The sequence below is a fragment of the Pseudomonas sp. SDO55104_S430 genome (assembly GCF_054070595.1).
Genome location: NZ_JBSVXG010000174.1, coordinates 1 through 12,541, shown reverse-complemented (window position 1 = coordinate 12,541; position 12,541 = coordinate 1). Strand labels below are relative to the sequence as shown.

Sequence of the window (12,541 nt, the reverse complement as noted above, 5' to 3'; positions counted from 1 at the left end):
TTGTTGGTGAAGTCCGAGCTGGTGACGCTGCGCTCGTTGATGACATCGCCTTTGATTGCCGTCAGGGTTACATCACGACCGGCGATGACGCCGCCGGCGGTGTTGACGATGTTGTTCCCTGCCATCAGGTCAAGACGGTTTCCGGCTTCGATCAAGCCTCCGTTGGTGAGGTCCTGTACGGCGGACGCAGCCAGGTTGTTGGTCGCGCGCAAGGTCCCGGCGTTATTCAGATCCTGCCCTGCGATGAGCGTTACATCGTGCCCCTGAATCAATGCGCCATTGGGCGCCAGGCGGTTATCGGCCTGGGCCAGGTACAGCACCGGCACCAGGACCTTTTCGCCGTTCACTTCATGCTCTTCGAGCCAGACGATGTCGTGTGTCAGGGCCGCGACTTGCTGGGCCGTCAGGGTCACGCCTACGGACAGGTTCAGTTCGTCCTTGCTGGCGATGGCGTTGTTCATCAGGTACTTGAACATGGCCTCGTCGGAGGTCTGGCCATCGATGAAACGCTGCCCGGTACGCTCGACCACGGCTTGCTGAATCAGCCGCTGTTCGAAGAAGCCGTCACCCAGGCGCTTGGCGCTGGTGTCGGGGTCGTAACCGAGGTTGGCCAGCAGGTAATCGGAGCTCATGAACTGCTTGAGGTCGGTGAGTACCGGGTTGGTCTCGATCAGGTATTTATGAGGGTTGCTGCGCACGCTGGTGTCGGGCAGGCCCTGTACGCGCGGCGTGTTGATCAGGGACGGGTTGCCGGCCAATGCCAGCTCACAGAAAAAACGGACAGAAAAAAGGGATAGATTTATTTTTCATTTAAATAAATCTGTCCCCTTTATTACGTTCATTTAAATAAATCTGTCCCCTTTATTACGCTTTATTACGCTTTTTTAATGCTCGCCAGTCGCCGACTTTTGTACGAATAACAATTTTCCGAGTCGAATCAGAAAAGGCAGTAGGAGTTGGGAATTACATTTCACCGAGTGCTCTTTCACTAACTAAATTTCTATTTTACACAGAGATATTTCTCCTTCCAAATACCCCATCACACCATCTACAACTGAAAGACATTCATCCGACTCAATGATACTTAGCCCACTACTACCAAAATCTAAATACACCCCAATACAACCTTCTTCGACATTCTTGACTCTGTACTCATACACAGCAACAATTTCTAACCCTAAAAATCTATCCAGGCTATTTAACGAACTAACTGGATACGCGAAATCATCACTTACCTCTGACAGATCTAGTAATACCGGCTCTGATTTGAGAACTATAAATTTTGACGCGCCCTCGCTAATCGTTAGCGATACCCACCCTGTCATAGACACTCTAAAAAACAACACCAAAAATTCACAAACTAGATCCCCACTCATAAAAAACGAACGAAATCTGACGTCACATAAAATTTCTTTACTCAACATGAACTCTCACCCCACATTAAAACTTCGATGACTTCTCTGGAATTAATGTATCAAACTCATACTTTCCGTCAGGCATCACTCTCAAGCTCACAGTGCTGTTAGTTTTGGAACTGTACACATGGATAAGGTCGTAATTTCCTCGGACAGTTGAACTGGGGATAACTGGGCTAACAGATGTCACATTCTCCAAGGTTTCTTTAACCGTTGCCTTAGCCTGCTCTACCCCAGCTCTGCTTGCTTCATAGGGTAAGCGACCCTCTCCAATTTTCGCCCCCAGCTTTTTATTGAGGATAGTCGATTGTGATGCAAAGAAATCATCTACCTCTCCAAAACCTGGAACTTGGTGAATGCCTTTTGCACCAATGGTCCCTGAACCCGCCGGATTTCTGCCCAGAATCGCCATACCCAGCGTAGTCTGAATTTCAATCATAAGCGTTGCCCGCTCTTGTAGCGATAACTGCTTCCCTGCCTGCTGATCAAGCCAGCTGGTTTCCTTGACCCATTGATCAACCCCTGCCAACTCACTCGCCGTCAGCCAACCTTCCTTAAGGTTCTTAGCGAAGGCCATTTGCTTATCCGAGGTAAACAATGCTCCCCAGCCATCGACGCCTTGCGATGGAACCGCAATAACCCCTGGATTGCCGTTGAGCAGACCGGCCATGTCGTAGGAGACAGTACGCCGTAAGAAATCCATTAGGTCCTTGGCGACGGGGGACTCGAGTGAAACCGCACTTTTCTCGATCGCGTCCACACACTCCCTAATTTTGCAGGCATTCATGGCCATAGTGCGTTGCGTGGATAATTTTTCGTATTGCCCGATAATCTCGCGGATATTTTTTGCGCTGCATCCTTCAGTCGCTCGACAACCTTGAAGCTCTTTGAGTAGCCGCTCTGCTGAGGGATGGTCGAGATTGTTGTACTGGGTTGCATTTGCCGTGACGGCCGCAGCAGCGGATGCATCTCCTCCAGTAAAAGCCGCCGTCAACACGCCCACCAGTTGGGAAGCGGCCAACAAATTGCTTACGCCTTGTTGGTATTGCGTACTGCTTCTATCTACTCCGACTGGTAACAATTTGTCGGCCAGAAAATCCACCAACGCCTCATTCGCTCCCGCGGCAATCGCGCCGGTGCGGAAATCGCCCCCCATCGCCTCGGCCATCAAACCACCCAGAGCTGCGTGCATGACGACTTTGGATAATTTGCCGTTTTCGAAAACGGTGATGTCACCGATTTTGTTCGCTGCTAGTGCACCGCCAATGGTAACCACCGAGCCCAGCGCCGAAGCCGCCAGGTTGTCTTTCAGACTGCCCCCCATGATCGTGGTTTTTGCCAAGGCGTCGGCGGCTGCCTTGATGGCAACAGTTTCAGCACTTGCCAGATCGAATTTCAGCTCTTTAGGCGTAAAGCCAAACTGCGCGGCTATCCCAGCGGTAACGCCAGCAAGTACGTAACCCTTGAGACTTTCGGACGAGAAAACATCCTTGATCGTGCCGCCAAGGTTGCCTTTGTTGTTGATGGTGCTGACAGCAGTGGTACTAGCCATCGACGTCAAGACGGCGGAAGCGATGATGTTACCAAGTCCGGCACTCGCACCCGCTGCAGTCGCGGCGGCCATGGTTCCAGTTGCCGAGGCCCCCATGGAAGTACTGGCGGTGGCTACCGCGGTACTAGCCGCACCAGCAGTCATTACACTGACGATGATGATCACCGCCAACATTGCAGCGGGCCCCATACCCGAGTTGCTGTACTTGAAGGAATCGTGCGTTTCCTTCACCAGACGCCAGTCAACATCTCCCCGTTTCTCGGCATCCTTGAGCCAGGCCAGTCCCGGATCAGCCTTGACCATGGCATCGATGGTTTGACTGACGGTGTTCTGATTAATGTCCTTGATGTCGATATTCAACCCTTCGACAGCGTGGATAACCAGATTGCCGTTAGCGATCATTTCGCTCTGGCGTAGCGTCTCGTCGGTATTACCCCGTCCCTTGGCAGAGTTCCAGGTCATGCTATTGCGGCTTTTTGTATGGCTTTCCTGATGGAGGTCTTTTACGCCCTCGAAAGTGATGGTGCCACCGCTGAGCAGGGCTATGTCTTTGCCACTCTCGAGCTTGGCCACCTGATAGCGCTGATCACCGCTACTTAGCAGCGTAAGATTGCCGCCGGCAGTGATTTCAGTGCCGATGTTTCTCACATCGGTAACTTCATCGCGCTGACTTTTCCCAGTGCCGAAGCTCCCTTTTTTCTTCATGTCATACAGCGAATAATCACTGTCTTGCGCAGCCAGAAGCTCCAGGTTTCCACCCGCCACCAAATAGGCTTCATCTCCGGCCGTGATACGACTCGCAACCAATGTCATATCGGCGCCAGCGTTCATGGCGACCTCACCGCCCGCAGTGATGGTCGACGCAACTTGATCCACATGATCTTGCTGGCGCGTGGTTTTACGGACTTTCGAGTAGGTATGGCTCTCGTCCTGTGCGGACGTGACGAACAAGTTTTCTGCAGCCGAGATGGACACGTCGCGTTGGGCCGCGATATCGCTGGCGACCACGGCAATGTCCCTTCCGCTTTTCAATGTCAAATCGCGACCGGCATCTAACGATGCTCCAATCTGCGTTATCTTTTCATTGAGATAGCCGGACTTGCTGTCGGTCGAACGCTCTTGCACAGAAAGCAAGTTGATGTCGCGTGTCGCATCGATGTAAATGTCGCCACCGCTCTTGAGCACTCCGCCAGAAACGGTGAAATCACGACCTGCCGAAACTACCAAATCGTTGGCCGCTTCAATCCGAGCGGCTGTATCCACAAAATCCCGATGTTGGGTTTTCCCTGAATAGCTCGCATCCATTGCTGTCACGGTACGCTCATTGACCACGTCGCCATCGATGGCGACTATGTTCACGTCCCGCCCGGCAATGATACCTCCGGCCTTGTTGACCAGATCATTACCCGCCAGCAGATCCACTCGACCACCCGCCTCGATCAGCCCCCTATTGGTCAGGTCGTTGCCCGCTGAGGCTTTCAGATCGTTACTCGCCCGTAACGTCCCGGAGTTCTCCAGGTTCTCGCCGGCGATCAGCGTCACATCGGAGCCTTGAATCAACGCCCCATTCGGCGCCAGGCGATTGTTGGCGTTGGCCATGTACAGCACCGGCACCAGCACTTTCTCGCCATTCACTTCATGCTCTTCAAGCCAGACGATGTCGTGGGTCAGAGCTGCGACTTGCTGGGCGGTGAGTGTCACACCGACCGACAGGTTCAACTGGTCCTTACTGGCGATGGCGTTGTTCATCAGGTACTTGAACAGCCCCTCATCGGTGGTCTGGCCGTCGATGTAGCGCTGCCCCGTGCGCGCCACGACTGCTTGCTGGATCAGACGCTGCTCGTATAAGCCGTCGCCCAGACGCTTGGCACTGACGTCCGGGTCGTATCCGAGGTTGCTAAGCAGGTAGTCCGAACTCATGAACGATTTGAGGTTGGTGAGGACCGGGTTGGTTTCAATGAGGTACTTATGAGAATTGGCGGGTGCCTTGACGTCCGGAATTCCGGTGACGCGTGCCGTTGGAAAAATACCGATAGGCGTGATTGTCTTTGCGGGCACATCGGCACCCGAGCCGGTCGACTCCACACTCAAATCGAGAGTACTGGCTTGGCCCTGAATCGCAGTTGATGAACGTTTTATCGCATCCACCGCCCGATCATCGCTGGCATAAGCTGTAGGGCTACTGATCGACAAGTTTCGCGGTCCATCACCGCTGACGACAGCCGAATGCTCAAGCGTGCGGACGCTTTCGCCACCCAGAATCCACCCCGACGAAGGATTCGTACCTGACGCTGCTGAAGCAGTGTTTGCCCCTTGGTCACTTAGCCGGAACAGACCATTCTGCCCTATGGGCAAGCTAAAGCCAGGCAAGCTCAACGGATTGACTTGTTGTTGCGAAAGATCCGGTGGTAGCTGGCTGTTAAGGTGTACCAGCAGCGGTTTTCCCGTGCCGCCACCCTGAGTATTTTGTCGACGATCAACACCAGCGCTGAAACCGTAATCCTGATGGATCACACTATTGGTGAGATTCTGCGCGGCGTTGATGCTGACTTTGCCACCAGCCTGAACGACGGCCGATTGAACTGTTCCACCATCGCGGGACACTTCAACGTCACTTACCACCGTGTAGCCGGCGAGCTGAGCGGGCATCGAAAGCAGATTGTTCGGGTCGTACTCCGATTGCTCGTACCGGTCAGGGTGGCGGTATGATGAATCGTAGCCGATGAGTTTAATGCCAGTCTCACTGTCCACCAGTATGTCGCGGACTTCCTCACTACCTTTGAAGTAATAACGTTCGGTCGAATAATTGGTTGTGCGGAATTGGCCGGCATTGTCAATGTAGTGAAAGGTCAGTGGACCATTGTCATTGCGTTTGTTGTAGTCCCAAAGATCACCAAGGACGAAACGGGTATGGGTGCCATCGGTAATACCTGGTGCAGAGAAGATCCGTGTGCGCTCAATGGTGCCCGCTGACGCGCCGAGATTGGTGAAGTTGTTCGCGTTGATGGTGATATTGCGAGCCGCAGCCACTTCGCTACGACTGTTGAGGAAGTCACCGCCGTTAAACATAAAGTCAGCGCCCGAAGTCAACTTCGCCCCTGGCGACTGATCGGAGATTGAGCCTTCGTAGATTTCTCGCAGGCCATAGTCGACGGAATAGGTATCACCACTGCAATCATTGCAGTGAACCGCAATGAAACCGGACACCAGCTTGCGCGTCACCTCAAACTTGTCACCACGGTTGTTCAGGGTCGTGGCATTGATTGACATGTTCCCGACGCTTTCCATCACCCCGGAAATGTTCTCCAGAATGTTGGCCCGCGCCGCGCCGGCGTAGCCCTTCACCGTCAAATCGCCCAGGCTGTAGAAGTCAGCGTAATTATTGGTGGCGCTGCCGACTTCCAGCGCGGTGTTCTGACCACTGAAAATCAGCCCGCGATCATTGATCAGGTTGGGCGTTTTGATCAGTAATGCTAACGAACTGCCCAAGGTGCCAGAGTTATTCAAACCGCCGCTATCGACGGTCAAATTACTGTTGGAAGTCAGGCGTCCGGCGTTACTCAGTAGCCCGCTTACCTTTATCTGTGTGGTGCCGCCACCGGCTATGCTGGAGGCTGCATTGAGACTCAGTTGCGAAGTCGATAGATAGAGATCGCCCAGGCTCGATACTCGACCATTGCCGCTATAGGCTCCGCCCAATTGAATATCCAGGGCGCCATCGCTGGCGATCAAGCCTGCGTTGTTCCAGTTGCCACCACGTCCTTGCAAGCCGTCGGAGGCGAGCAGTTGACCGCTGGCCGTCTGGCTGAAATTGTTGACGTTGACATTCAGACGTCCGGCCTGGATGACGCTCGAGTTGGTCCAGGTATCGGCATTCAGATCCAGAGTCCCGGCGGTGGTAATGGCTCCGCCGGCGGCAATGAGGTTCGCAGTGGAGATATCAAATCGACCACGACCGATGTGATTGAGTTGGCCACCGTTGTTCAGGAAGCTGCCAACGGCCAACGTTAGATCAGTATTGGCGGTCTCGAGCACACCATTGCGGTTGTCCAGAAAACCACCAATCTGGAAACTGGTCTTGTCGGTGCTGCCGAGCGAGCGAAGCCGGCCATTTTGGTTATCCAGGCTGGCGGCTTTAACAGTCAGTTGAGTGTCGCTTTCGATAATGCCAGCGCGGTTGCTCAGAGCCCCGCTGAGGTCAAGATCGATACGGCTACCGGCAATTTGACCACTGCTGTTGTCCAGACTGGTGCCGATTAATCCCGTAAGGCTTTTCGCATAGAGCACACCGTTACGGTTGTCGATTGCGGTGCTAGTGATATTCACATCAGCGGCTTGCGCTGAAATCCGTCCTCCGTTGTTGCTCAAGCCAGCCAGTGCCGACAGCGTCAGACTCTGGCCTTGAATTATCCCACCTTGATTGTTGTTGAGATCAAAGCCGTTGCGCAGAACGCCAACGGTTCGCATATTGAGGGCACTTTTGATACTCGCCAACAGACCGCCTCGGTTGTCTACGTTGGCCGCGTCAATCCCTACCGAACCGTCTTCGGCAACGACATTACCGCTCTGGTTGTCGAGGTCACCACTGACATCAAGGGCCAGATCGTTACGAGCCTGAATCGTACCTTTACTATTCGCCAGTTTGTTGGCTTGTATATTCAAGCCAGCGTTGCGGCTATGTATCAAACCGTTGGAGTCGTTGCGTACCGTGCCGCCCGCGGCAATCTGCAGAGCTTCCTTGGCAGCGATAATGCCGTTATTGCTGTTGTCCAGCGAACCTGTCTGGAGATTCAGCGTGTTTTGGCTAGCGATTTCACCGTTCTGGTTGAGGAGATCGGTAACTCCCTGGATCAACACAGGTCCAGCGCCGGCAAGCTTGCCGCTTGCATTGGACAACGCACCGGAAAGATCCAGCGTCACCGCACCATTACTTGCGATGCTCCCAGCCGTATTGTCCAGGTTGGCTACAGTGACATCGATCGCCTCTTGCGCATTAATCGCGCCGCCCGTATTGGTTAATGCGCCGGAGGTAATTGCCAGGGTGGCGCCACTGTCTATCAGGCCACCCTCGCTGTTGATCAGGGGGCCTCGCAGTGTCAGGGCTTGCCCCGCCGCACTGCTGAGGATGCCTTTGTCACTGTTGTCGAGACTTTCTGCTTTAACGCTTAGGTCGCCTTGGCTGACCACAGCTCCATCACCACTGTTGAGCAATACGCCGCTGAGTTCTACCGAGACATCGCCACTGCGACTGGACAAAGTGCCACTATCGCGGTTGTCGAGGCTGTCGCCGTTGACCGTCAAACCCTGCCAACCGGAAATCAGCCCTTTCTGGTTGACGAGAGTAGTGCCACTCACCGCCAGTTGCTGACTGCTGATCAGCTTGCCCTCGCTGTTATCCAAAGCACGGGCGATCACATTGAAACCTAGCGTGCTGGAGATTTCACCGCCCTGGTTACTGAGATCGCGCAGTTGCTTGAGAGTCAGCGGTCCCTTCGCCCTTAGCAGGCCATCGCGATTGTCCAGGTCGCCGTTGGCCAACTGTATAGCGATAGCTTTTTCGCCAAGCAGGCGACCACCATTCTGTATCAGGGATGTCAGAGTCAGCCCAATGTCACCATTGGCCGAGACTTCGCCATTGTTGCTCGAGTCCAGGCTGGTCGCCGCCAAGGTCAGATCACCCTGGCTATTGATCACACCTCCGTCACGGTTGTTCAACGCCATGGCATCGAGGATGACCGCACTGACACCGAGTACGGTACCGCCCTGGTTATTAAATTCAGCGCTAGAGACGTTGAGTCGCTGAGCCGCGTTGATCAGGCCCTTGGCATCGTTTCGCAACACGCCGTCGACAATCAGTTCAAGGTCGCCACGGCTGTTCAAGCTACCGCCACTGTTGTTCAGGCTGGCAGCGCGGGCATCGACGGTCGCTGCACCGATCAGGCCTTTTACATTGTCCAGCGCATCGGCAATACGCAGAGTCAGGTTCTGATTGCTCAGCAGCTGACCATTGCTATTGTCGAGGCTTTGCGCTGTAAGGGAGAAAGCTTGAGCGCTGGAAATTTCACCACTTTGGTTGCTGACGCCCTTAAGTTGTTTGAGCAATAAGGCGCCAGGCGAGTTGATCAACCCACCCTGGTTGTTCAATTGGCCGTTATTCAAGTCCAGGCTCAGACTGCTGTTGCTGAATAACTTGCCGCCTTGCTGATCCAGTCCTATGACCGAAGCAGTCAGGGCGCCCTGGCTGCCGATACGACCGTCGTTCTGATTGGTGACTTGGGTGGCGTTGAGGTTCAGAGTGCTGGCGCTGATTAGCCGTCCGCTCTGGCTGTTATCGAATGCACCGGTGCTGACCGACAACGCCTTTTTAGAACTGATATTGCCTTGTTGACTGTTGTCGAGACTGGCACTGGAAAGTGTGAGCGCTCCATCTGTGACCAGCGCACCCCCTCGGTTGCCGATGATGCTGTCGCTGGTGAGCGTCAGGTCCGTTGCGCTGGAAAGACGGCCCTGGGTGTTGGTAAGTTGCGTAGTCTCGACGGTTAACGCGCCGTCGCTGCTGACCTGGCCCTGGATATTGTCAAATGCCCCCGTCAGGTCCAGGTTTATACTTTGCACGCTGAGCAAGTTACCACCGCTGTTATCCAGCGAACGCCCTTGCAGGTTCAGCACGGTATTGGCGCTGAGCGTGCCGTTGTTGCGGTTGAGTAACTGGTCAACAGTGAGGTTGAGTGCCTGTCCGGTGAAAATCTGCCCCCCATCACTGTTATTGAGCTTTTTACCGGTGATTGATAAAACGGCGTTTGTGCTGACTTCACCACCGTGGTTATCAAAGTCATCGACCGTCAGGGCCATGGCGTTGGTGGCTCCCAACAAACCATTTACGCTGTTGTCCAGAGTTTCGGCGTTCAACTTGAGCACACCGGTGGTGATCAAGTTTCCTTTCTGATTGTTCAGCGTTCTGACTTCAACGGTGGCATCGGCCTTGCCGGCAATGTCACCACCACGGTTGTCCAACGTGTCGGCGGTGAGCAGCAGTTCACCGTCAGCGATGACCGTTCCTTGCTGGTTATCCAGTGCACTGTCAGTGGTGAGTTCCAACCGATCAAGGCTCCTGATCAAGCCATCGCTGTTGTTGAGTCTGTCGCTGTGGCTATCTACAGAAGCGGCGGAAATAACGCCTTTGATGTTGTTCAGGGCTTGCGTAATACGCAGAGTCAGGCCCTGGTTGCTAAGCAATTTGCCTTTGCTGTTATCCAGGTTTTGAGCGGCCAGCGAAAAGGCTGCGGCGCTGGATATCTCCCCACTTTGATTGTTGACGTCCTGAATATTTTTCAGGACAAGCAACGGCGCATTGATCAGACCGTTCTGGTTGTTCAGTTGGCCGTTGTTCAAGTCCAGGCTTAAGCTGGATTGACTGAATAGCTCACCGCCCTGTTGGTCCAGCCCGGTGACAGAGACAGTCAGCGCTTGCTGGCTGGCAATCCGTCCCGAGGCGTTGTTGACCTGCGCGGCAGTGAGATCCAGAGAGCTACCACTGATGAGTCCGCCGCCCTGACTGTTGTCAACATTTCCTGTGATGACACGAGTAGTGTCCTTACCAGAAATCAGCCCCTTCTTGCTGTTATCCAGGCTGACACTGCCAAGGACCAGCATGCTGTCGGTGCTGATCGAACCGCCATGATTGATCAAGATGCCACGACTAGTCACAGTCAATGCACCTGCGCTGCTTAGACTGCCGGCGCTATTATCGAAGCTGCCTGAGTTGACGGTCAGTGTTCCTTCACTGCTGATCAGCCCCTGGCCATTGAGCAACGCATCGTCGAGGTTGATCACCAACCCATTGAGGCTATCGAAGGTACCGTCAGTATTGTCCAGCGTGGTACCAGTCAGCGTTGTTGCGCCCTTGGCGGTGATCATGCCTTTGTTCTGGTTGATCAGTGTGGCAACGACCAATTGCAGGTCGCTAGCAGCCAGAATCTTTCCGCTGTCGCTGTTGTCCAGATGCTGACTCGTAATGTTGAGCAATAGACTGCTGGAGAGTTCACCTGCGCGATTGTCGACGTCATCAACGTTCAGCGTGAGTGCTTTAGTGGTGCCAACCAGACCGCCATTGCGATTATCGAGTGTTGTGCCTGTCAGGCTCAGATTGCCTTGGGAGACCAGCGCCCCACCTTGTTGTTGCAGCAGGCCGATGGTGGCGGTGAGGTCACTCTGACTGGAGATCCGTCCCACTGCGTTCTGCACCTCATTGGCGCTGAGAGTCACAGGACCAATGGCACTGAGCAAGCCACCAGTGTTATCCAGTCGAGAGCCCTCAAAAGCGATACCCGCCTTACCGCTGATCAAGCCTTTATCACGATTATCCAGTTGCCCAATCTGCAGCTTCAGTTGCTTTTCGGCCTGGATTGACCCACCACGGTTATCGGAGAAATCGCTGGTGACGGAAAGCGCATCTTTACCACTGATTTTGCCAACACGGTTATCGACGCTACCGCTACGTACATCGATGACGCCCTTTGCGCTAATTTCACCGTTGTTCCGGTTATCCAGCAAACCGCTGATTCGCGCATTAAGACTTCCGTCGCTGACCACCACGCCGGCATCGCGATTGTCGAGACTCGCGGCATCAATCTGTACGCGTTTGCCCGAACCCAATACACCGTTGCGGTTATCCAGAGCACCGCTGAGGTCGATTTGTAATCCCAGGTCACCCAGGACCTGACCACTGCGATTGTTCAATGCGGCAGCGTTGAGTTGAGTGATGCCGGCGCTGGAAATCTCACCGTCGCCGTTGTCCAATTGACCGACCGTGCCTGTCAAATTGCCAGCGCTGTTGATGACGCCACGGCCGTTCAACACCTGACCTGCAGTCAGATTCAGATTGGTGTTGCCCAGCACTCGACCACTGTTCTGGTTGTCCAGGGTGCCAGCAGTGATCGCCGTGTTTTTCCCACTGAGGGTGCCACCCTGGTTGCTCAGGGTCTGCGCAGTCGTCACCGTCAGATTACGACTGGCAATCACGCTTTTACCGTTGTTGTTCAGCGCCTGCGCACTGAGGCTGATATCGCCATTGCCGTTGCGACTGTTATCGGCATTGACCCCGGCCTCGATGACACCGTTGCTGGTCAGAACACCACCGGCACTCAAGCTGATACTGTCCCGAGCAGCAACGCTTTGCTGCACACTCAGATTGCCCTGAGTCTGAACATTGACCGAGTTACCGTAGACCGGCCCCTGGGCGTCCAGGCTGGCGGCTTTGACATTGACCGCGTTCGTAGCAGCCGTCTGCGCCAGGCTCAGATGCCCGTTGGCATCGATCTGGATATCCCCGCCGCTGGCCGCCAGGTTGCCGGCCAGTTTCACCCCGACACCGGCCTCGGTGCCCACCAGCTTGATCGCCCCGGCGTACATGCCGCCCAGCGCCGAGGAGTCGATGGCCAGTTGCGGCTTGGCGCTGCCGTCGTCGGCGCGGGCTGTGGCGTTGAGGGTTTGGGCGTTGACGTCGTTGCGACCGGCAACGATGGTCAGGTTTTTCGCCTGGATCTCGGCGTTGATTTTTGCGCTGCGGGTGATG

General features: G+C 54.6%; 2 protein-coding genes and 1 pseudogene. All 3 read right to left on the bottom strand.

Annotation, left to right across the window (positions count from 1 at the left end):
• A pseudogene (locus tag ACW9JE_RS23205) lies at positions 1-728 on the bottom strand (hypothetical protein); the annotation flags it as partial.
• 264 nt (positions 729-992) lie between these two features.
• On the bottom strand, positions 993-1,424 hold the full coding sequence (locus ACW9JE_RS23200) for a hypothetical protein (protein WP_457434065.1): 432 nt from the start codon (positions 1,422-1,424) through the stop codon (positions 993-995).
• A 16-nt stretch (positions 1,425-1,440) separates the two neighbouring features.
• Positions 1,441-12,541 (bottom strand): hemagglutinin repeat-containing protein (locus ACW9JE_RS23195; RefSeq protein ID WP_457434064.1); only part of this gene is annotated, 11,101 nt, incomplete at its 5' end.